Genomic DNA, 1112 nt, shown 5'->3' with positions numbered 1-1112 from the left:
TTCTTTTTCAGATATTATTTCTAAGAATTTTAGCGTGTCGAGCTATTTTCATCATAGTAATCTTCACCTCTTTTACTTTTTATCTTAGACTTGTGCAAAATTCAGAAGCCTTCATTTAAGCCATTCTACAGACATACTTTTTTCCTATCACTCTTGAATTTTTTATCTTTTATGTAGGATTTCCCCTCCCATTTGTCGAATTATTATATATACACTATAAAAAATTTTTTAAGAAGGAGGAAATCCTACATGTATCAGCTTCAATTACTTTTAAATATACCTGAACTCTTTACCTCTCAGTCTAAAATTGATTTCTATTCTTCTATGTTTGAAAATCTTGACCTGTCTTCAATACCTGAATTCCCTTCCTCTAGTCCTGGCCGTAAGGGTTACTCTCATCATGCACTTTTTAGAGCTTTTATTGTCATGAAAGCTGAAAGATTTGGCACAATTTCTGACCTTTTAGATTATCTCCGCAATAATCTTATCATTGCTCATCTTTGTGGCTTCGACATTTCTAAACCTCTTCCTTCTTATTGGACTTTTCGCCGTTTTATTAATGAGTTCTCTCATGATTATTTGACCTCTATCTTTCAAAACCAGGTCAATATCCTCAAAAATATGGGCATTATCTCTGGTGAGTTTATTTCCATGGACTCTACCCCTATTAAAGCTAACACTAAGTTAAATAACCCTAAGTCTTTTTCTAAAAATAAATTCTCTAAAGATAATCAGCCTAACTCTGATAAGGATTGTAAATTAGGCGTTTATTCTGCTTCTAACGATTCTTCTAATAAACGCTATAAGTTTTATTGGGGCTATAAAAATCACATTATTGTTGATGCTATCTCTGGTTTACCCATCGCTGAAACTACTACCCCCGCTGATGCCCCTGATTTTGAAGTCGCTTTATCTTTGCTTGAGAAGACTAATAAGTGGTTTAACCTTAAGTATGTTAATTTTATTGCTGATAAGGGGTATGATGTTAAGAAACTTTATAATTATGTTAGAAATATTCTACACGGTCATTGTTTTATTCCTCTTAACAAGCGCAATTCTAAAAATCCCCTCTGACTGATGATGGTTATATGGTCTGCGAAGCGGGTATTAAA

Annotated in this window: 1 pseudogene; it reads left to right on the top strand. The window is 33.2% G+C overall.

Annotation, left to right across the window (positions count from 1 at the left end):
• Positions 1–249: 249 nt before the first annotated feature.
• Positions 250–1112 (top strand): annotated as a pseudogene (locus THESIDRAFT1_RS09730) (transposase); the annotation flags it as partial.

It is taken from the genome of Thermoanaerobacter siderophilus SR4, assembly GCF_000262445.1.
Classification (GTDB): Bacteria; Bacillota; Thermoanaerobacteria; order Thermoanaerobacterales; family Thermoanaerobacteraceae; genus Thermoanaerobacter; species Thermoanaerobacter ethanolicus.
This window is presented reverse-complemented; position numbering and strand designations above follow the sequence as displayed.